Origin of the sequence: Micromonospora thermarum (assembly GCF_012034245.1) — a bacterium.
Taxonomy (GTDB): domain Bacteria; phylum Actinomycetota; class Actinomycetes; order Mycobacteriales; family Micromonosporaceae; genus Micromonospora; species Micromonospora thermarum.
Window position 1 is genome coordinate 149583 of sequence record NZ_JAATEO010000006.1, and the last position, 19442, is coordinate 169024.

General features: G+C 70.9%; 15 protein-coding genes. 7 read left to right on the forward strand and 8 right to left on the reverse strand.

Translation table 11 applies throughout. From position 1 onward, the window contains the following. Positions 1 to 109: 109 nt before the first annotated feature. Together HCJ94_RS08030 and HCJ94_RS08035 are read right to left on the reverse strand one after the other, a co-directional pair. Positions 110 to 2968, reverse strand: a complete 2859-nt coding sequence (locus HCJ94_RS08030) for an ATP-binding protein (protein WP_168000326.1) — start codon at positions 2966 to 2968, stop codon at positions 110 to 112. A 196-nt stretch (positions 2969 to 3164) separates the two neighbouring features. Continuing rightward, complete coding sequence (locus tag HCJ94_RS08035; protein ID WP_168000327.1) at positions 3165 to 5231, reverse strand: ATP-binding protein; 2067 nt, start codon at positions 5229 to 5231, stop codon at positions 3165 to 3167. A 194-nt stretch (positions 5232 to 5425) separates the two neighbouring features. On the opposite strand from HCJ94_RS08035, the gene HCJ94_RS08040 reads away from it, so the two are divergent. From HCJ94_RS08040 to HCJ94_RS08060, 5 genes are all read left to right on the forward strand, one after another. Continuing rightward, the gene (locus HCJ94_RS08040) at positions 5426 to 6250 is read left to right on the forward strand and encodes an SGNH/GDSL hydrolase family protein (RefSeq protein ID WP_168000328.1); all 825 of its coding nucleotides are present in this window, start codon (positions 5426 to 5428) and stop codon (positions 6248 to 6250) included. 238 nt (positions 6251 to 6488) lie between these two features. After that, positions 6489 to 7322: an alpha/beta fold hydrolase gene (locus tag HCJ94_RS08045; RefSeq protein WP_168000329.1), complete on the forward strand. Its 834-nt coding sequence runs from the start codon at positions 6489 to 6491 to the stop codon at positions 7320 to 7322. Positions 7323 to 7366: 44 nt separating this feature from the next. Beyond that, positions 7367 to 8176 carry an alpha/beta fold hydrolase gene (locus HCJ94_RS08050; RefSeq protein ID WP_168000330.1) on the forward strand — a complete coding sequence of 270 codons (810 nt, stop codon included), beginning with the start codon at positions 7367 to 7369 and terminating at the stop codon, positions 8174 to 8176. 242 nt (positions 8177 to 8418) lie between these two features. Next, the gene (locus tag HCJ94_RS08055; RefSeq protein ID WP_168000331.1) at positions 8419 to 10458 is read left to right on the forward strand and encodes an ATP-binding protein; all 2040 of its coding nucleotides are present in this window, start codon (positions 8419 to 8421) and stop codon (positions 10456 to 10458) included. After that, positions 10458 to 12410, forward strand: a complete 1953-nt coding sequence (locus HCJ94_RS08060) for an ATP-binding protein (RefSeq protein WP_168000332.1) — start codon at positions 10458 to 10460, stop codon at positions 12408 to 12410. Before HCJ94_RS08055 ends, HCJ94_RS08060 begins: the two co-directional genes overlap by 1 nt. 134 nt (positions 12411 to 12544) lie before the next feature. Here HCJ94_RS08060 and HCJ94_RS08065 read toward each other — a convergent pair whose 3' ends face one another. Further along, complete coding sequence (locus HCJ94_RS08065) at positions 12545 to 13246, reverse strand: alpha/beta fold hydrolase (protein ID WP_168000333.1); 702 nt, start codon at positions 13244 to 13246, stop codon at positions 12545 to 12547. Between the two features lie 589 nt (positions 13247 to 13835). Here HCJ94_RS08065 and bla point away from each other — a divergent pair. Next, positions 13836 to 14675 (forward strand): class A beta-lactamase, encoded by an 840-nt coding sequence (gene bla / locus HCJ94_RS08070; RefSeq protein ID WP_255480985.1) that lies wholly within the window; start codon positions 13836 to 13838, stop codon positions 14673 to 14675. A gap of 162 nt (positions 14676 to 14837) precedes the next feature. After that, complete coding sequence (locus HCJ94_RS08075; RefSeq protein WP_168000335.1) at positions 14838 to 15116, forward strand: SCO0607 family lipoprotein; 279 nt, start codon at positions 14838 to 14840, stop codon at positions 15114 to 15116. Between the two features lie 104 nt (positions 15117 to 15220). On the opposite strand, the gene HCJ94_RS08080 is transcribed toward HCJ94_RS08075, so the two are convergent. The 5 genes from HCJ94_RS08080 to HCJ94_RS08100 are packed head-to-tail and all read right to left on the reverse strand — an operon-like array spanning position 15221 to position 19367. Continuing rightward, positions 15221 to 15766 (reverse strand): hypothetical protein, encoded by a 546-nt coding sequence (locus HCJ94_RS08080; protein ID WP_168000336.1) that lies wholly within the window; start codon positions 15764 to 15766, stop codon positions 15221 to 15223. Between the two features lie 47 nt (positions 15767 to 15813). Next, entirely contained in the window at positions 15814 to 17115 is a 1302-nt protein-coding gene (locus HCJ94_RS08085; RefSeq protein ID WP_168000337.1) for a hypothetical protein, read from the reverse strand. Continuing rightward, on the reverse strand, positions 17112 to 17939 hold the full coding sequence (locus HCJ94_RS08090) for an ATP-binding cassette domain-containing protein (protein WP_168000366.1): 828 nt from the start codon (positions 17937 to 17939) through the stop codon (positions 17112 to 17114). The genes HCJ94_RS08085 and HCJ94_RS08090 overlap by 4 nt, the downstream gene beginning before the upstream one ends. Further along, complete coding sequence (locus HCJ94_RS08095) at positions 17929 to 18831, reverse strand: hypothetical protein (protein ID WP_168000338.1); 903 nt, start codon at positions 18829 to 18831, stop codon at positions 17929 to 17931. Before HCJ94_RS08095 ends, HCJ94_RS08090 begins: the two co-directional genes overlap by 11 nt. Beyond that, positions 18828 to 19367, reverse strand: coding sequence for an RNA polymerase sigma factor (locus HCJ94_RS08100; protein WP_168000367.1), 540 nt, complete (start codon positions 19365 to 19367; stop codon positions 18828 to 18830). Before HCJ94_RS08100 ends, HCJ94_RS08095 begins: the two co-directional genes overlap by 4 nt. Positions 19368 to 19442 lie beyond the last annotated feature (75 nt).

Below are 19442 nucleotides of genomic sequence, written 5' to 3' on the forward strand. Positions count from 1 at the left end.
CTGCTGGCACCGGTTCCCACGAGCCCCCCTCGTGACTTGCCTGCGGTCAGCCTGCCGTTGAGGCGTGGCGGAGACATCCGTCATATGACGACTGTTGGCCGTGGGAGGGCTACCGGTCGGCGCGGATCCGCTCGGGATACCGCAGGAAGGCCGCGTGGGCGATCTCCACCCGGCTGCGCATCCCAAGTTTCGTCAGGATTCGGGAGATGTGCGTCTGCGCGGTTCGCCGGGTGAGGAAAAGGCTCTGCGCTATGTGCGGCGTCGATCTGCCTTCGGCCACCAGCAGAGCGACCTTCAGCTCCGTCGGGGTGAGCGCCTCCCAGCCGTGGGTTGCCCGCGGCCCGCGCCTGCCGTGCGCGCCCCGACGAACCCCCAGCTCGCGCAGCCGGGCCTCCGCGCGGCGGACGTCCCACACCGCCCCGAGCTCGCGGTAGGTCTCAGCCGCCTCGTGCAGGGCGCCGCGGGCCTCCGGGTCATCGCGTCGAGCCAGCACCACCGCGAGATCCTCCAGGCTGCCGGCGAGCTCGACCGTCGTACCGCTCTCACGGTAGTGGGACACCGCGGTACGCAGCGACTCGGCGTCGCCGTCGTACAGTCCACGGCAGCGGTGGTGGGCCGCGGCGGCCCGGGCGGGTTGCTGTTCCGCGTCCGCCTCGGCCCCGCTGACCCGCAGGGCCACGAGTGCGGTCGTCCGGTCGTCCACGGTCAGAGCCAGGCGGACCACGTCGGGCAGCCACTGGTGGGTGAGTGTCATCTCCCCCGGGCCGCGTTCGAGCACGGGCGTCAAGAGTTCGAGCGCCCGGCGCGGGTCGCCCTGCTGTTCGGCGTCGACGGCCTGGGCGGCACGGAGAAAGTCCAGGTTCTCCCGGTCCGCGACCGTGCTGACCGGCAGGTTGAGGCCCGCCCGGACGTACGCGGCGGCCTTGCCGCGTTCGTACCGGCGCAGCGCGATGAGGGCCGCCACCCCGTGCCGGAGCAGCGCCGGGCCTCGTTCACGCAGACCCTGGTAGGTCATCGCGGTGGGGCTCCACTCCGCGTCGCCGAGTTCAGCGAGAGCGTCGTCCCAGCGTCCGAGCCAGTACATCAGGACCGCGGCGGTGACGTCCGGTAGGCCCTCGTCCGTCTGTCCGGTGCGGTGGGCCAACTGCCGCGCCTCGCGCAGCGTCGCCTCCGCCTCGGGCCACCGGCTGAGGTTCTGCAGTGTGAAAATCCGGCCGTGCACGGAGAACGTGCGTAGATCGGCGTATTCGGGGGCAAGTCTCAGGATCTCCAGCGCCCGGTCGACGCACTCCAGCGCCGACAGGTGTTGGCGGCGCACGGAATGGTTCGTCCACAGGTCCAGCAGTGCGTAGGCGGTCGCGAACGCGTCGCCCGCCGAACGGGCGACCCGCAACGCCTCCCGTGCTGTGTCGTCGGCCGTGTCCAGGGCTCCCGAATTCGCCCGCAGGATCATCGCCAACGACGCCAGCAACCGCGCACGCCAGGTGTCCGACATACCCGGCTCGTTCAGCGACTGCCGCAGCGTCGCCTCGGCGTCCTCGTTCCGGCCGCCCGCCAGGAGGGCTCGCGCGAGGATCCAGTGCGTGGGTCCTCGGTCGGTGGCGACCAGGGCCTGACGGGCACAGCGGGCGGCCTCCTCGTGCTCGCCCACGCCCAACAGCACCCGCGCGAGGCTTGCCGTCAGTCCCGCGCGATCACTGTCGTCCGGCAGGTCGTGTTCCAGCTCTCGGCGGAGAAGTTCGGCGGCGATCCGGGGAGCGCGGGCGGCCAGGGCCGGCGTCGCTTCCAACAGCCACCCGCGGGCCCACCGGTCGCCGGACACACCGGCGGCGAGAAGCTGCTGGGCCACGCGGAGGGTGCCGGTGCCGGACCGGGCCAGCGCCCGGGCCGCGTCGCGGTGCAGCGCCGCCCGGAGTGCCGCCGGCATACCGTCGTAGAGCGCCTGCCGGACCAGCGGGTGCCGGAACGTCATCCGCTCCCCCGCCTCGACGATGATCCCCGCCGTGACAGCCTCCTGCAGGTCGGTGGCGAACTCGATCGCCGGCCGCCCGAGTACCGCCGCGACCTCGGTGACGGCGAACTCGCCACCGAACAGCGCCGCGATCCGCAGCACATCCATGGTGGCCGCCGGTACGAAGCTCAACCGGGTGCCGAGCGCCGCCGCGAGCGACGTCGGCACCGCACCAGACGTCGGGTCGCGTAGCTCCGCCCGGTCGCCGATCTCCAACAGCCGCTCCCGGACCAGCACGTCGATGAGTTCGCGCACGTAGAGCGGATTGCCATTCGCCTGCTCGGCGAGTCGTGTCAGCGCCGGCCCCGGGCGGGCGCCGACGATGCCGGACACCAGGCCGGAGACCTGCGCCCCGGTCAGCGGCCCGAGCGGGACGGTGGTCGCGCCGACCGAGCGAACCACCGATCGCAGCTGTTCCAGCTGCGGCCGGCGGGCCACCGGCCGCGACGACAAGATCAATAGCAGCGGCATCTGCGTCGCGGCCGGTACAAGCCGCTGGCACAGTGCCAGCGAGGTGTCATCGGCCCAGTGCAGGTCGTCGAGCACCAGCAGTGTCGGTGCCGCGGTGCAGAGCTCGTCGATCAGGCCGATGAGCATCTCGGCGGCGGCGCTCGCGGTGTCACCACCGAGGAACAGCTCCGGACGGCCCGCGCGGACGAAGTCGGCGATCCCGGCGCGGCGCGGGTCCGCGGACGAGGGGTCCACCGCCAGGCAGTCGAACATCACCCGTAGCGGCAACGGGTGCGCGAGTTGGTCGGCGGTGGCGGACAGCACCTCGCAGCCGTCCTCCCGGGCGCTGGCCGCAACAGCCGCGACCAACGCGGACTTGCCGATCCCGGCCTCACCCTCGATCCAGACCGCGGTACCCGAGCCGCCACGAAGCCGCTGAGCCGCGGCGCACAGCAGCGACACCTCGGCCTCTCGGCCCACCCAGAGGTCCGGGCGCTGCAACGACATCGCGCTGAGCTCCTTGTTCCTTCGTCCGTTCGCCGCCGCACCCTTTGGCGGGAGCGTGCTTGATCGACGGTACGAACCGTACTGCGAAGCGTCACGGCGGCGTATCCACAGGTCGGGCAACCTTGGACACAGGTTCTGGGTGCAGCCCGCGATTTGTGCCCTTCCGGCGCCGAAGTCCTGAAACGGCCGGGCGCGGCTAGTCCGCCGGAGGCAGCAGGCTCGGCCCGGAGTTCACGTCCCACGTCCACAGCCGCTCGGCGACGAATCGCACACCGCGTTGCAGGTGCCGGCGGTAGGTGCTCCAGGGCAGCATCAGCCGCGCCGCTGCCGCCTTCTGCGTCGTCACCCGGTCGAAATAGGTCGTGCTCACGACCTCGCGCAGGATCGCCCGGCGCGGGTCCTGGCCGAGCTCGTCGACGGCCCGGCTGAGCAGGCCGCGCAGCACGGCGACCGGGGTCGTGGCGGCATCGGTCCGGTTTGCGACCAGACGCGTTGCCAGCAGCCGGTTGGTCGCCAGGCCGTCGGCGTGGTGCCAATCGCGTAGTGCCTCGCGGACTGCCGCCTCGAAATCATCCCGGGACAGGATCACAGCGGCCGGGCCGGACAGGGCCGGCGGTTCGAGCGGCGCGTCGATCGCTCCGGGCGCGGTGTGCGTGAACCAGTCAGTCAGCGGCAGGAGACGCCAGTCGAAGGCGTAGATCGTGAACGCCCGGCCGTCGACGACCGGCGTCTCCGGGACGTGTTGCTGCCCGAGGTGCGTCATCAACGGATCCCAGACCTCAGGGTTGGAGTACACGACGAACGTCCAGGACAACCGCGGGGTACGGACGAAGCCGACACAGATGTGCAACTGCATGAGCTGCATGACCAGCGACCGCTGGTGGTAGGCCTGCGGGTCGATGAACGAACGGGCGATGAGGACCTGCTCGCCGGGCCGTGGTGGGCTGACTCGTTCCGCGTGCGCGCAGGCCGTGGCGACGACCGGGTCGGCGGCCTTCTCGTCGTCGTTCAGCCGGGCCAGCCGCAACCACGCGAGGTACGCGACCAGCTCGCCGGTGCCCGACCGGCGGTAGGCCAGGAAGTCCCCGGGCCGGCGGGCATACCAGAACTCCAGCAGCGCCGTGGCCTCGGGTCCTTCGCATTGCTCGGTCATCCGGCGCATGGCCGGCAGGTCTGCTGGTGTCACCGCATCCTCGTACACGTCACCCTCGACGCCAACTGAGGCGTAGTAGGGCGCTGCGGCCCCGTAGCGCTTGAGGTATGTCAGGCCGCGCATGGCCGTCACCACCTGAGCCTCGGGGACCGTCTGTACCTGCTCCAGGAAGTAGGACCCGATCGTGGCGTGCAGGTCCGCGTAGCGCTGGGCATCGCGCCATCGGAAGTCCGCGTCCACGACCTCCTTCACCAGACTGTGCAGGAACACCCCCGAAGGAGCGAGCTGGACGAACGGAAGGTCACACAGCCAGTGCAGTAGCGGCCCGGAATCGTGCTCCCCCACGACGGCCCGCAGCAGACCCTCGGTGACCATGAACGAGTGTGCCGCGACCCGCAACGCGGTCAGGTGGGCCGCCGACGGCACATCGTCGAGCAGTTGGCGCATCAGCGTGGTGACGGCGTCCGGTGTCGGCTTCCAGCCGGTTTCGCCGTACCGACCCGTGTGGCCCCGGGCAGCCGCCAGTGCCAGCGCCAGCGGATACCCACCCGCGAAGTCCAGTATCGCCTCCCGAGCCGGCTCCGGGACACCGCGGATCCGCAGGAGTTCCGCCGCGTCGGTGCGGGGCAGCTCGGCCAGCGGGACGACCCGCAGGGCCACCCCCCACGCCGGGTCCGCGGTCCAGTCCGCGGCAGGGGGGCGCCGCCCGGCGAGCACGGTCAGCACACCGTCCGGCAGCCGCGGCAGGAACCTCTCGCGCAGCCAGGTCTCCAACCCTTGGCAGTGCTCGTACGCATCGACGAGCAGAACCGCACGGCCGCCCGCGATCGCCGTTGCGGCCGCCTGTTCGAACGAGCGAGGTGCGGGATCGAGCAGGCGGCCGTCCAGGTGGACCACCGGATGGCCGGCGTCCCGGCAGGAGTCCGCGAACCGGTGAAGCAGGGTCGACTTGCCGATACCGGCCGGCCCGTGAATGAAGACGACCGCCGGACCCGGCGGCTCGGCGGCGAGCGCGGAACCCAGGATGGCGAGCTCCGTCGCGCGCCCGACGAACGCCTGCCGGCGCGCGTGGCCCAGTTGTCCGGCCAGCGTGTTCCCGTCGCTGTTCATTGTCTCGATCCTGCCATGTGGCGGGCCTGGGCAGGGCCCGCGAACGAGTCGGACGTCCACGGGACCGGTCTGCGCCATGCCTGGACGGCGTCCATGGACAGCGATTGAGCGCTGGCTCCCGTTGCCGATGAGCAGGCGTCGACGCACAGGATGACCGGCGCATCGAGACGGGTGCGTCAGATTGAGGAGACGACTTGACAAGACGTTGGATCGCGAGTTCCGTCGCGGCGGCGGTGGCGCTCACCGCAGCGGTCTGGGTAGCCACGAACGACACGAACGCCCAGGCCGCGGACGCCCGCAACTACGTGGTGCTCGGCGACTCGTACGCCGCGGGCGTGGGCGCCGGGAACTACCGGGACACGACGTGCCGGCAGAGCGCGGACGGTTCGTACCCACATCTGTGGGTGCAGGCACGCACCCGCGCGGCTTTCGGACCCAGGATCACCAACCGGTCGTGCAGCGGCGCCACGGTCCAGACCGTGCGCGACACCCAACTGGGTGCGCTGGACGCGAGCACCGGTTGGGTGACCGTGACCGTCGGCGGCAACGACGTGGGCTTCGCCGCGACGCTTCAGCAGTGCCTGCTCGGCACCGACGCGACCTGCCACACGGCGGTGCAGCGCAGCGTCGGCGTGATGCAGTCGACCCTGCCCGGCGCCCTGGACAGCCTGTTCGCCACCATCCGCAAGAAGGCACCGACCGCCAAGGTGTACGTCGTGGGCTACCCGCGGCTGGTCGCCGCGGCCAGTCCGAGCCGGTCCTGCGGCTCACTCACCGACAGCCGGCGCGCCGGGCTGAACAGCGCCGCCGACACACTGGCTGAAGTCACCCGGCAGCGAACCGCCGGCCGTCCCGGATTCACCTTCATCGACGGCAGGGCGATCTTCGCCGGACGCGAGGCGTGCACCAGCAGCCCGTGGGTTCACCCGCTGCGCACCGATGCCGTGGTGGAGTCGTTCCACCCGAACCGGGCTGGTTACCAGGCGTACGCCGCTCGCCTGCATGCCGTTACCGGTTGACCGCTTCGCTCTAGCCTGAGGTCCTGAGGGTGGGCGGTGGCTGACGACGCCACCGCCTACCAGTTTCATCAGCAGCCTGGCCGAGGCTGGTACGCCGGCCGTGTTCGACGTGCGGTGCGGTCATCGCGGCCGGGCGTACTTAGGGCTGCGCCCTCGCGTGACGCTAGATGGCCCACGTACGCCCTCCTAACGTCATCGACGCCCGGGGAAACCCGGCGCGTTCGAGACGGAGGACAACATGGCCACCATCGTCGTCGGCACCGAGAATTCGACCGACATCGAGCTGTACTACGAGGACCACGGCACCGGACAGCCGGTCGTTCTCATCCATGGCTACCCGCTGGACGGCCACTCCTGGGAGAAGCAGACGGCCGCTCTGGTCGGCGCCGGCTACCGGGTCATCACCTACGATCGGCGGGGCTTCGGCCGGTCCAGCAAGGTGATGGCCGGGTACGACTACGACACGTTCGCGGCGGACCTGGACGTCCTCCTGCGGACGCTGGGCCTGCACGACGTGGTCCTGGCCGGCTTCTCGATGGGATCCGGGGAGGTCGCCCGCTACCTGGGCACATACGGGTCGGAGCGGGTCGCGAAGGCGGCCTTCCTGGCCGGCCTGCCGCCGTTCCTGCTGCGTACCGACGACAACCCGGACGGTGTTCCGCAGGGCGTCTTCGACGGCATCAGCGCGAAGGCGACCGAGGACCGCTACTCCTGGTTCGAGGGATTCTTCGCCGACTTCTTCAGCACCGACGTCACGCTCGGGTCCCGGATCAGCGAGGCGGCGTTGCGCGCCAACTGGATCACCGCCGTCGGATCGGCGCCGGTCGGCGCGTACGCGGTCGTGCCCACCTGGCTGACGGACTTCCGCGCGGACGTCGAGAAGATCGATGTCCCGGTCCTGATCCTGCACGGCACCGACGACCGGATCCTGCCCATCGACGCCACCGCCCGCCCGTTGCGCCGGCGCCTGGCCGACGCCACCTACGTGGAGATCGAGGGCGGCCCGCACGGCCTGCTCTGGACGCACGCCGACGAGGTCAGCAAGGCCCTCCTCGACTTCCTCAAGCGGTGACGGTCACCGTCGCGTCCACGATCAACGCCACCTGAGGAGACGTCATGCGCTTCCGAATCCGGAAGGCCGTGGTCCTGGCCATGACACTCGCCCTCGCCGGGGGTGCGTCCGCCGTGGGCGCACACGCCGCGACCGCCGGCGACAGGGACAAGCCGAAGCCGACGATCGTGCTCGTGCATGGCGCGTTCGCCGAGTCGGCGAGCTGGAACGGTGTCGTCGAGCGGCTTCACCGGCGCGGGTACCGGGTGGTCGCCCCGGCCAACCCGCTGCGCGGGCTGCACACCGACGCCGCGTACGTGCGGACCGTCGTCGACTCGATCGACGGGCCGGTCGTGCTCGTCGGCCACTCGTACGGTGGCGCCGTGATCACCAACGCCGCCACCGGCGACCCGGACGTCAAGGCACTGGTCTTCGTCGCGGCCTTCGCGCCCGAGGCGGGGGAGAGCGCGCTCGAACTGTCCGGTAAGTTCCCCGGCAGCACGCTGGGCGGCACGCTGGCACCGGTGGCGCTCGGCGACGGCACCTCCGACCTGTACATCCGGCAGGATCTGTTCCGCGGACAGTTCGCCGCCGACGTGCCCGCGCGTGAGGCGGCGCTGATGGCCGCCACCCAGCGGCCGATCCGCGACAGGGCTCTCACCGAGGAGTCCGGCGTACCGGCCTGGGCCGGGATTCCGTCCTGGTTCCTGCTGGCCGGGGCTGACCTCAACATTCCCGTCGAGGGCCAGCGCTGGATGGCCGAGCGGGCCGATGCCCGGGCCACCGTCGAGATCCGCCGGGCGTCACACGCGGTCGGCGTGTCCCAGCCCGGTCCCGTCGCAGATCTGATCATGCGAGCCGCAACCGCACGGTGAGCACTTCGGGGGCTTTCGCCGGACCGGCACGACACCGGCCGGGCGAAAGCCCCCACCCGTTCGGCACCGGAACCACCTCGCCGGCCGTGCCGCCAGGGGCAGCAACAGTGGGCGACAAATAGCCGTTGTTGAGCACTCGTTGGACCTTGGATTGAGCACTCCGGCGTTGACACAGTCTCTGGCCGGGGCGCGTGCTCCGGCGCCCGAGCGGACTGTCGAGAGAACCGGGAGGTTGCGTGACCATGACGAGCGAGTCGGCGACACTGGGCCGCACAACGGGCGAGACACTTGCCGACCGGTTGCGCCAGATCCGGGCCGCGACGTTCGTCGGCCGCGACGACGAGATCGCGATGTTCCGATCGGCGCTGGATCGACCGGCCGAGACCGCCGGTTTCGCCGTGCTCTACGTCTGGGGGCCCGGCGGCATCGGCAAGTCGGCGCTGCTGCGGCGCTTCGCCGACGAGGCCGAGGCGGCCGGGCGGGACGTGACCCGGGTCGACGGCCGGATGATCGAGCGGTCACCCGCAGGGTTCGAACGCGCGGCGCAGGCCGCCAACCTGCCGGGCCGGGTGCTGCTGGTCGACACGTTCGAGGCGTGTCAGGGCATGGAAGGTTGGTTCTGGGACACGTTCCTGCCCGGTCTGCCCGCCGACGCGCTCGTCGTGCTCGCGAGCCGGGAACCGCCGGATCACCGCCGCCGCACCGACGCGGACTGGGCGGCAGCCGTACGGCTGCTTCCACTCGCCAATCTTTCCCGTGCGGAAGCGGCCGCCCTGCTGCTCCTGCGCGGTGTCGCGGAACCACTCAGCGACACGCTGTACGCGTTCACCGAGGGGCACCCGTTGGCGCTGATCCTCGCCGCCGAGGTGGCGTCGAGGCACGACGGCGAGCCGGAACGGTGGACGCCGCACGAGCCGGCCATCAGGACGCTGCTCGACCGGCTCGTCGGTAACCTGCCTTCGGCGGCGCACCGGCGGGCCCTGGAGATCTGCGCGCACGTCTTCGTCACCCGAGAGGATCTCTTGCGCGAGGTCTTCGGCGAACAGGCGGCCGAACTGTTCGCCTGGCTACGCGACCGGCCGTTCATCGAGGCCGGTCCAGAAGGGCTGCGTCCCCACGACCTGGTGCGCGATCTTCTCATCGCCGATCTGCGCTGGCGCGATCCCGGAGGGTGGCGCGTCATGCACAAACAGGTCAGCTCCTACTTCGTGGAACGCGCGCTCAACGCCGTCGGCTCGCAGGTGCTGCCGACCCAGCTGGCGCTGAACTACCTGCACCGCCACGGTGACGTCATGGCGAAGTACATCACCTGGCGGGGGCGGGGCGAGGTCTACGAGGACGCATACCGGCCCAGTGACCGGGAGGCCGTGCTGCGCATGGCGGAGCGGATGGACGGTCGGCCGGGCGCCGCGCTCGTCGCACACTGGGTTGATCGACAACCCGACGCGTTCCGTGTCTGCCGCCTCGCGGGCACCGGGCAGACGGTCGCCTTCGTCGCCTGGCTCCGCCTGGCCGAACCCGACGAGACGGACATCCAGGTCGATCCGCTCGTCGCAGCGATCTGGCAGCACGCGCGAGAAGCCGGGATGCCCCGTCCCGGCAACAAGATCGCGGTGCAACGTTTTGTCAACATCGACGGAGAACACCCGACGTCATCGACAACGATGGACCTGATCTACATGCGCGGCGTCGCCATCTGCCTGCGGGAACCCGGTCTGGCCGGCACCTACATCCACATGCCCAATCCGGACTACTGGGCACCCGTGCTGGAATACGTCGGCCATGACCGACTCAGCGGCGACCTCTCCTCGGTCTTCGTCCACGACTGGACGGCGATGCCGGTCCGGCCGTGGCTCGACATGCTGCAGAACCGGCTGCTGCACGGCCCCGAGCCGGCCGAACACCGGCCACAACTCGCCCCGCTCACCCGCGCCGAGTTCGACCGCGCCGTACGGGACCTGCTGCGCACCTGGCGCCATCGCCCGTCGATCGCCGTCAATCCACTGATCAACAGCCGCCTCGCCGGCGACGACGAACTCGCCGCCCGGGTCGAGAAGCTACGGACGGCCGTGGAGGACGCAGTCGACGCCCTCCAAGGCACGTCGCGCGGAGACACCTTGCACCGCACGCTCGCCGCGACGTTCTTTCACGGCACGCACACCCAGGAGGAAGCTGCCGAACGGCTGAAAGTTCCCTTCGGCACGTACCGCCACCGACTGTCGGCTGCCGTTGACCAGGTCGTCGAGGAGCTCTGGCGCCGCGCCACGGGAGCGGACTCCTGATGGAGGTGCTCATCGGGCGGCGAGCCGAGCTCGACCTTTTCCGGTCCGCCCTGACCGCTGGTGCGGGTGCCCGCACAATTCATTTCGTCCACGGACCGGGCGGCATCGGCAAGTCGGCGCTACTGCGTGGCTTCGCCGAGGTGGCCCGGCAGGCGCAGCGTCCCGTCCTGGAAATCGACGGGCGGACGGCGCCGTGCACCCCGGCGGCATTCAGCGTCGTGGCCGGGGTCGGTGACCCGTCGACCGTCCTCCTCCTGGACAGCTTCGAGCGCTGCCACCGACTGGAGGACTGGTTCTGGGAGAACTTCCTGCCCCGGCTGCCGGCCCGCACAGTCCTCGCCGTGGCCAGCCGTACCCCACCGGACCCGCGCTGGAGTCTCGACCCTGGATGGAGCCGTCTGCTCAACGTCATCACGCTCGGCGAGCTCGAGCCGGAATCGGCCGTCGAGGTGCTGCGCGCACACGGCAGCCCGGACAGTCGAGCAGCCGGTACCGGGAATCCGTTCCTGCTGACGACGGCGGGTGAAGCGGACGAAGACACCCTGCTGCGACACCTCACCGGAGACGTCCCGTCCGGGCGGCATCGGGCGGCGCTGGAGGTCTGTGCACACGCGCGAGCGACCTCCGAGCCACTGCTTCGGGCGGCGCTCGGCACCGACGGTGCGGAGGTCTTCTCCTGGCTGCGTGCGCAGCCCTACATCAAAGCCGGCCCCGGAGGGCTGGTCCCGCACGAAGCGGTGCGCCATGCGGTCCGCACCGGCTTGCGAAGGCGGAATCCGGATGGATTCGCGGAGCTGCACCACCTGATCCGTCGGCACCTGCTGGCCCGTATCCGCACAGCGCCAGCGACCGAGGTGCCGCATGCCACCGGCGACCTTCTCTACCTGTACCGCGGTGATCAGGGGACCGCGCGATGCGGTGAGGAGTTCGAGGCCGAGCTCAGGCTGATCGAGGAGATGCCCTACCAACCCGACTACCGCGGCGACATCCTTCGGCTGGTCCGCATGGCCGAGGGTGCGGAGTCGGCGTCGATTGCCGGGTACTGGCTGGCCCGTCAGCCGCATTCGTTCCGTGTCCACCGGTTGCGCCGTACCGGCGCCGTCGTCGGATTCTCCGCCTGGCTGCGCCTCGAACAACTCGGCGATTCCGGGCATCCGGACGGTGCCGACGTCGACCCGGTCGTGGCTGCGGCGTGGCGGCACGCGCGCATGACCGGGCCGCTGAGCCTGGGGGAGCACCTGGGCATCGCCCGTTTCTCGGTGACCGAGAGCGGCCACCGGCACGCCGCCGCGTCCATGACCCTCGCCCGGTGGCGCTCCGTCGGGGAGATGCTGCGGGCGAGGCGGGCTCCGCTGTCCTACGCGGTCGTACCTGACCGAGGTCAGGACGAGGCTCCGTTCGACGACCTCAATCTGTTGCGGCTCGACGAGCGGCCCTACCTTGGCGCACACGGCTTCGCGCTGTTCGGGTGCGACTGGCGTGTCCAGTCTGCCGAGCAGTGGCTTGAGGTGCGGAGCAAGGCGATGCTTGCCGGCGCGCCGGTGCCGCAGGCTCCGCAGGCGCCGCGGCCCGGCTGCCGCGACCTCGTCGTGTTGTCGCGCACGGAGTTCGACGTCGCGGTCCGGGATGCGCTGGGAAGGATTCGCCACCGTGCCAGCCTTACCGACAACCCACTGCAACGCAGCCGCCTGATCCGTGTGGACGGCGCCGACCTCACCGAGTTGCTCACCCTGACCGCCGAGTCGCTGCGTGAGCAGCGTGGCGGTGAGGCCCGCTACCGGGCACTGGCTACCACCTACTTCAGGCGGGCGCCCACGCAGGCCGCCGCGGCGGCCCGTCTGAACCTTCCCTTCGGCACGTACCGTCGTCACCTCGCCTCCGCCGTACGGGCGGTCAGCGACTGCCTCTGGCGGCAGGAGACGCAGGGGTCCGGTGTGACGCACGAAGCATGAAGGGCGCGATCCGCTGGATGCGTCGACGGCGAGCAGCGCTGTTCCTCCTACCGCCGATCATGACCAATGTCCTCGATGGAATCCGGTGCGGTGCCGGCGGTGCCGCACAGCACCGCACCGGGGCACGTGGTGAACTAGATCGACTTGGCAGCGATTTCGATCCACTGGGCGATTGCCTCCGGCTGGGATGCCGGGATCGCGTGCGAGGCGCCGGGAAGTTCGATGCTGGCCCGTGCGCCGGCACGCTCGGCCATGAAGCGGTGGGCCTCCCGTGGGATGTTGAAGTCGAGCTCGGGATAGATGAACCAGGACGGGACGGTCTTCCAGGCCGGTTCACCCGAGCCCTCGTTGAGCGCGACGGTGTTCAGCGGGCGCTGGGTGGCGGCGCCCAGGGCCGCCTGCTCGGCCGGGAGATCGGCGGCGAACTGCTTGTGGAAGTTGTCCTGCCGGATGTACAGGTCCATCGACCCGTCGGGCAGCGGCACCTCGTGCAGGTTGTCGCCCAGCGTGCCGCCCGGGAACCTGGAAGACAGCTCGGCGATGCTCTCGCCGCGCTCGGGAGCGAACGCCGCGACGAACACCAGGACTTTGACGTTGTCGTGGCCCACCGCCGCGTTCGACACGACCGCACCACCGTAGGAGTGCCCGACGAGGACCGCCGGCTCGTCGATGGTGTCCAGGATGCTGGACACGACGGCAGCGTCACCGGAGAGACTCCGCAGCGGGTTGCCGGCCGCGACGACCCGGTGTCCGACCGCCTGCAGCCGCCCGATCACGCCGTTCCAGCTCGCGGACTCGGCGAACGCGCCATGGACGAGAACGACCGTGGGCTTCATCTGGCCTGCTCCTTCGGTGGGACTCCAACGGGTGGACAAGACGGCAGCTTGTCGGCGTACGCCTCACCCGCGTCGCGCGGCACATCAGCCTCGGCGACATGAACCAGCGCCGGCGGCAGAGTGCCCCCGCCACCACGTCCGGCACTGCTCCATGGTGGCCACGGCACACGCTCACCCACCCGCCCCTCCACCGCCCACCTGCCGCTCATCCCTCGGGCACGACCGTGGCGGGCCGCGGCACCGCGAGGAGCGGCCGGTCACGCACGCTCTGCGACGAGCCCGGCCACGGGCCGCTGAACAGTTTCTGAGCACCTGGTGACCTGGTAACCCGTCGGCAGCCGCCGTTACCGTCGTGGTCGACGGCCCGCAGCACGTATGCGGGCGAAGCCCGCTCATGCCGGCTCGCTACCCGCGGCTCATGCCGGGACCAACCCGGCGCGGTCCTCGCACGATGGGCGACATCGTGTGCCTGGGGGACGGTGCGTGTCCCCCCTCTTCGGCTCAGCGTCAGGAGCGAGCCAACCTGGAGGTACGAATGGTTATCGGTCGTCGAAGTCTGCTGGCGGGATCTGTGGGAGCAGGCGTGCTCATGCTGCCCGGCGCAGCCTATGGCGCCCCGCCGAGCGACACGTGGCGGGAGCAGCTGCGCGAACTCGAGCAGGGATACGCTGGCCGGATCGGCATGTATGCCCGACACATGGGCACCGGCCGGACGCTGTGCTACCGGGCCGATGAGCGGTTCCCGCTGCTGTCCACGTTCAAGGTGCTGGTGTCGGCTGCCGTGCTGGATCGCGCCCGGTCGTGTGCGCCGGGCCTGGTGGATCGCCGGATCCGTTGGACCGAGGCGGACCTGGTGGACTACTCCCCCGTGACCGAGGCGCACGTAGCGGACGGGCTGACGGTCGCGCAGTTGTGCCACGCCGCCATCACCCGCAGCGACAACACCGCGGGCAACCTGCTGCTGCGCCAGGTCGGCGGGCCGGTCGGACTGACCGGCTACCTGCGCCGGCTCGGCGACGGGGTGTCGCGGCTGGACCGCTGGGAGACCGATCTGAACGTGTGGGCGCCGGGCGAGCGCCGGGACACCACGACGCCGGCCGCCATGGGTCGTGACCTGGCGGCGCTCACCGTGGGCCGCGCCCTGCACCCGGACGACCGGACCACACTGGTGGACTGGATGCGCGCCACAGTCACCGGCGACAGGCGCATCCGGGCGGGCCTGCCGGCGGGTTGGACGGTCGGCGACAAGACCGGCTCCTCCAACGATTCGTACGGCGCCGCCAACGACGTGGCTGTGGCGCATCCGCCGACCGGCGCACCGCTGGTCCTGGCGATCTACACCCGCCGGGAGACCCAGGGCCAGCCGTACGACGAGGCGATCATCGCCGAGACCGCCCGGGTCCTGGCCGGCGCGCTCGGTGCCCGGTAGCGGCGCAGCCTCCGGCTGGAAGCCGCCGCAGAACTCCCCCGCCCGATCGCACGACACCATGGTGGGGCCGCCACCGTCCGGGCGCAGCGCGCAGTGCCGGACGGTGGCGGCGCCGTCCTCGGCGACAGGATCGATCCCACCGATATGAGGAGGCACAGACACATGGCCAAACGAACGTGTGCCCTGTTTGCCGTGGCCGGCCTGGCGACGCTGTCCCTGGTGGGCGGCTGCGCCTTCCGCGAGGCGGTCTGCGGCTCGGACCACTATCCGGTCAAGGCGGTGAACAGCACCGGAAGCACCTGCGTCAAGAAGGGTGAACAGCCGCCGCAGGGCTACGTCCGGTACCCGGACGGAAAGGTCCCGAAGTACGTCGACGACGAGTGGGACAGGTACTGGCGCGAGCACCGGCTCGACGAGAACGGCAACGAGTCCACGCCGTGATACGCCGCGCGGCATCCACTCGATGATCGGGACAACGGTCAGCTGCTCGATCTCCAGCCGGACGCCCGGGCCGGCCCACGATCACCGGCACGGAACGCGATCGCTCAGGCTGCCGGTCCCCGGCGCACATACGCCGTCACCCCGGCCACCACGAGGACCGCAGCCACCACCCAGGAGACGTTCGGCTGGCCGGGCTGCACCATCCACGCCCACCACGCCGCGCCTTTCGCGGTGTCCCGGGGGGCGGTCGCCATGGACACCAGGCCGTATCCGAGTACGGGCATCCACGCGGCCTGGACCCGGATCACCGTTGCGGACAAGAACGTCATGCCGGAGAAGCCCAGGGCGTTTCGCAGCATGGCCAACGTGGCCGCATCGTCCAGCACGGCGGCTCCGGCCACGGCCAGCGGGAGACAGCACAGCATCATAGCCATCGACGCGTGCGTCATCCGCCGGCCGCGCGTCAACCTCGGCGTCGAACGCTCGAGAAGCACATCCGTCCCTGCCAGGGTGGTGGTCAGCAGGATCGCCGCCAGCAGCGGCGCCAACACGGCCACTGGTACCCACCATCCCACCAGTGAATCGTGGGACGCGAGCTCGAGGGCGGCTCCGACGACAGCCATCGCCACTGCCAGCACGGCCACCGGCACGGACCATCCTCCCCGGTCGGCCAGATATCCGCGAAGCCCGGTGCTCATCAGCTCACCAGCTCGGCGAATGCCGACAGGTCGCACGTCCGTCCGGCCTTCAGGTAGTCCGCCAGCCAGGCGCGGCGCGCCGACGGGTCCCGCTGCAGCCGAACCGCCACCCGATCCTGGCTCTCCGCTCCCTCCGCTGCGGCCTGCGGGCCGAGCACGAGGGCGATCGCGATGCCATATGCGCGGGAGACGGCCGGGGTCCGCTCAGCGCACCAGACGCTGAGGAAACTGTCCGCCAGCTCGGCGCGTAGCCCGTCCGGGTCTCGGACGTCGGTCGTGAACAGCTCGGTGCGCCCTTCCAGGAAGGGGATCGCGAACTCACCGGACGCGTTGGCCGGCCGTTCGGCGGGATGCTCAAGGCCTTGTTCCGCCGCGACACTACCGGGCGGCAGTTCGGCGAGGATGGGCTGCGCCAGCTCGGTGACCTCCGGCAGGAGCGCGGCGTGCACGGCGTTCAGGCAGACCTTCGGTTCGTCGGTGGAGCAGACCTGCGACATCGCATCCGGGTCCGGCTCCGTCCAGGTAGCCGAGTAGGAATTGCCGTTCCACTGCACCGGCAAGGGAGCCAGCTGGGCCGCGGCCACGACAGCCAGCACCGCCGGTACCAGTGCCCAGTGACGACGCCGCGCACTGGCGACGAGAAGGGCGGACGCCGCCAGGCCCACCAGCCAGACGATGGCGAGCGCGGCGACGCTGAGGCGCAGGCGCTGGCCGTCTCCCGAAGGCAGGTTCGAGACAAGGGCCAGCTGAGCGACCCCGTTGTCGAGGTATGTCGGAATCCCGCTGAGCAGGTAGACGATCAACGCGACGACGGGAGCGGACCACCGGTGCGGCACCAGCCGGCCCAGGGCGAAACCGATGGCCAGGCAGGCGACACAGCCGAGGATCACCAGCAGGACGGACACCTGCCAGCGCCCGCCGGCGTACGTGATCGCCGGGAGGACGGTCCCCGTGACCACAACCGCGACCACCAGGAGCCCGCCGATGACAGCGGCGACGAGTGCGCCGAACGACGCCACGTCGCACCGCCACCGCGGCATCGGGACTGCCGCCAGCAACTCCTCGACGCCCAGTCGCCGGTCTCGGCCGCCCACCCAGGCTCCGGCAGCCGCGGCGAGCGGACCGAGCACCAGACCGGTGGTGTTGAGCCACGACACGATGCCGGGTCCGCTGCTCGACCAGGCACCCACCCGGTCGGAGGACAGACCTGCCATGGCCGTCATCAGCGAGCCCACGGCGGCGAGGCTGACGAGCAGGATGAGTCCGGCCCCACGGCGCAGTTCGAGCTTCGCGGCGATCACTGAGCCACCCCCGACGGTACGGCACGACCGTGCAGCGCGGCCGTGTATCCGCGTTCCAGCGCCGATGTCCCGTCCTCCGTGGATCCGAAGGCCGCGCCCAGCCGCTCGAGCTGTGCGGGGTGGGTGCGCAGGACGACGCGGCCCTCGCGGACGAGGATGGCCTGATCGCAGATGGCGGCCACATCGTCGACGATGTGGGTGCTGATCAACACGGTGGTGTCGGCGCCGACCTCGCGCAGCAGACGCCGGAAAGTGATGCGCTGTTCCGGGTCCAGTCCGACCGTGGGCTCGTCGAGCAACAACACGTCGGGGTCGTTGACCAGAGCCTGCGCCAGGCCGGCACGACGCAACATGCCTCCGGAGAGCGACTTCATGCGGGTGTCCGCCCGATCGGCCAACCCGACCCGCTCGATCGCCCGATCCACCGCGGCGGCTGCCCGCCGTGACGGGACCTCCTTCAGCCAGGCGAAGTATGCGACGAACTCACGCACCGTGAACCGCGGATACGACCCGAACGCCTGCGGGAGATAACCCAGTTGCCGTCGGATCTGCCGCCGGTCACGTTCGTGCCGCACGTCACGACCGAGCAGCCTGACCTCGCCGGAGGTGGCCGTCAGGATGGTCGCCAGAACCCTCATCAGGGTCGTCTTGCCGGCGCCGTTGGGACCCAACAGACCGTGCACGCCGGTGGTCAGATCGAGGTCGACGCTGTCGAGGGCGCGGCGTGCGCCACGGCCCCGGCCGTACCGCACGCTGAGACCGCTCAGCCGGATCGTCGAGGCGTGACCAGCGGCCGACGCAGATGATCGTGGATCAGTGGACATCATGGATGACTCCCTTGGGGTGACCAATGTCGTAACGGCCGCGGGTGAGGAACACCACGGCGGCGAAGAACAGGGTGACCAACGCCCATCCCACCTGTGCCGTCGCCGCGAACGCGGGCGTTTCCGCCAGTGGCGCCGCGGCCAGCCGGACCGCGGCGAGCGCGTCACCGCCGGTGCGGACCAGCGGTGGACCCAGAGTCGCGGCACACCAGAGCAGCCCGACGCATCGGGCGGCGCGTTCCACGCCGATGAACGCGCCGCCGGCCAGCGTCGCGGAGGTCAGCGCCAGGCACGGCAGAAGCCACGCGGCGTTCCAACCGGCCTGGCCGCCGGCGGCCACCCGCAGGCTCCCGGCCGCCGAGGCTAGTGGCACGGCGACGATCAGGACGGCGATCGTGCGCCACAGAACGAGCCGCAGCAGCGCCGAGGGTGCCGCGAGGATCGCCTCCCAGCAGGGATCCTCCTCGCCTACCGCCGCCAGAGCCACCCCGGCGAGGGGTATCGCCGGCGCGAGCAACCAGAGCATGCCGCCGTCCCGATCGCCGACGCCCGCGACGAGATCGAGAGCCGTGGCACCGAGAACCGCCACGACCACCGCGATCAATGTTCCGGGCCGCAGAGTCCACCGGAGCCACCCGACGCTGCGCCGGATGCGGGCGGTCCCGCGTTCGGGTACCGCCGTGACGACGCTGTCCCGGATGTTCCCGAGCAGTTCCTGGTCAACCGGCTGGAGCACGGCGGCCAGTTCCGCCCGGCACAGCGGGCAGGCGATGAGGTGCGCCTCCACCGACCAGACGTCGGTACCGTGGGCCCGGCCCGCGGCGTAGGCGGCGAGCAGTGCCGGTGACACATGCCAGGTCCGGGTGCCCGCGGGTTCCCGTCGATCGTTCATGCCAGTGCCTGCCTCAACACCGAGCGGGCCCGGAAGGCCCGCGCTTTGACCGTTCCTTCGGGAATACCGAGCAGTGTGGCGGTCTCCCGGGTGCTGAGACCGTCGAGCACCGTCGCCCGCAACACCGCGAGCAGTTCGGGCGACAGCTGGCGGAGTGCCGCCTCCAGGCCACCACCGAGCACCTCGTCGAGCACCACCGCCTCGGCCGACGGGGCGGACATCTCCACGGTGATCATGGCGTTACGCTCCGCAGCCGAGGAGCGCACGGCGCGCTGGCGATAGACGTCCACCAGACGCCGAGCCGCGATGGTCCAGACCCACCCCGCCACGTCGCCGCGCCCCGTCCACTGGTCCGCCGACCGCCAGACGGCTGCGAACGCGTCCTGAAGCACGTCCGCGACGAGCTCTCGATCGGAACATCGGCCCCGTAACCGCAGGAGGACCATCGGCGCCAGGCGGTCGTAGAGAACGCGGAAGGCCGCGGCATCACCTCGTGCGGAGCGGCGCAGCAGAGCCGCGTCGTCGAGTCCGTCCATGTCCTTCACGCCCTGTCTGACGGCGCTCGACGCCGCCAGGTTCGGCGTTTCCGGCACCGCCACGGTCGCTGCCTG

Bases quoted from the DNA above. Each gene is read 5' to 3' on its own strand.
- HCJ94_RS08030 (WP_168000326.1), bottom strand. From the start codon at position 2,968: ATGTCGTTGCAGCGCCCGGACCTCTGGGTGGGCCGAGAGGCCGAGGTG.
- HCJ94_RS08035 (WP_168000327.1), bottom strand. From the start codon at position 5,231: ATGAACAGCGACGGGAACACGCTGGCCGGACAACTGGGCCACGCGCGC.
- HCJ94_RS08045 (WP_168000329.1), top strand. From the start codon at position 6,489: ATGGCCACCATCGTCGTCGGCACCGAGAATTCGACCGACATCGAGCTG.
- HCJ94_RS08050 (WP_168000330.1), top strand. From the start codon at position 7,367: ATGCGCTTCCGAATCCGGAAGGCCGTGGTCCTGGCCATGACACTCGCC.
- HCJ94_RS08055 (WP_168000331.1), top strand. From the start codon at position 8,419: ATGACGAGCGAGTCGGCGACACTGGGCCGCACAACGGGCGAGACACTT.
- HCJ94_RS08060 (WP_168000332.1), top strand. From the start codon at position 10,458: ATGGAGGTGCTCATCGGGCGGCGAGCCGAGCTCGACCTTTTCCGGTCC.
- HCJ94_RS08065 (WP_168000333.1), bottom strand. From the start codon at position 13,246: ATGAAGCCCACGGTCGTTCTCGTCCATGGCGCGTTCGCCGAGTCCGCG.
- bla (WP_255480985.1), top strand. From the start codon at position 13,836: ATGCTGCCCGGCGCAGCCTATGGCGCCCCGCCGAGCGACACGTGGCGG.
- HCJ94_RS08075 (WP_168000335.1), top strand. From the start codon at position 14,838: ATGGCCAAACGAACGTGTGCCCTGTTTGCCGTGGCCGGCCTGGCGACG.
- HCJ94_RS08090 (WP_168000366.1), bottom strand. From the start codon at position 17,939: ATGTCCACTGATCCACGATCATCTGCGTCGGCCGCTGGTCACGCCTCG.
- HCJ94_RS08095 (WP_168000338.1), bottom strand. From the start codon at position 18,831: ATGAACGATCGACGGGAACCCGCGGGCACCCGGACCTGGCATGTGTCA.
- HCJ94_RS08100 (WP_168000367.1), bottom strand. From the start codon at position 19,367: ATGGACGGACTCGACGACGCGGCTCTGCTGCGCCGCTCCGCACGAGGT.